At 38.3% G+C, this 632-nt stretch carries 1 protein-coding gene; it reads left to right on the top strand.

Annotation, left to right across the window (positions count from 1 at the left end):
* Nucleotides 1–438 precede the first annotated feature (438 nt).
* On the top strand, nt 439–632 hold a 194-nt coding region (locus FCN14_RS15620; RefSeq protein WP_434084072.1), incomplete at its 3' end, for a flagellin.

Genomic DNA, 632 nt, shown 5'->3' with positions numbered 1-632 from the left:
GTCTCTTGCGCAGGCCAACAACGGTCCGCAATCTGTACTCGGATTCCTTGGATAATCCCTGACGGGTTACCCCGTATAGTTAAAGACAGACCCTGTTGTTGCTTCGGCAGCAATGGGGTTTTTTATTTTGATTGAATATCAATCTCAACTCCCTCTCAAGAAGTTACCCAAACAGTAAGATTTCCATTTGGTTTAGGAGTCTTTTTAACGGTTTTGGAACAGAGGATTGTGGCTCTTGCTATAAAAATAAAAACAAACAAAAAAGTATATTTCGTGCTTGGAATATACCTCTCTAGCTATTTTAAGCATGATTATAATTATTAAATTATTTTAATAAACAAATTCAAAATAATATTTAAGAACGGTTTTCCCCCTTACGATAATAGTTGTGCAACGCAGTAATTGAACACATACTTTTTTAAAAACGGAGATAAAATTATGGCAAGTTTTGGAGATTTAAACAGGGTAAATACAAACATACAATCGCTGGATTCCCAGCTGTCATTGAACAGAATTAATAAGGAGATGTCCGAAAACCAGTTGAAGATGTCAACGGGTAAGCGGATTAACCGTGCGGAAGATGACTCGGCCGGGTTTTCGATTGCAACGAAGTTGCGCAGTCGTGTTGGCGG

This window comes from Fodinibius saliphilus, from assembly GCF_005869845.1.
GTDB lineage: Bacteria > Bacteroidota > Rhodothermia > Balneolales > Balneolaceae > Fodinibius > Fodinibius saliphilus.
The sequence above is the reverse complement of the archived record's forward strand: the minus strand, read 5'-3'. Positions and strand labels throughout refer to the sequence as shown.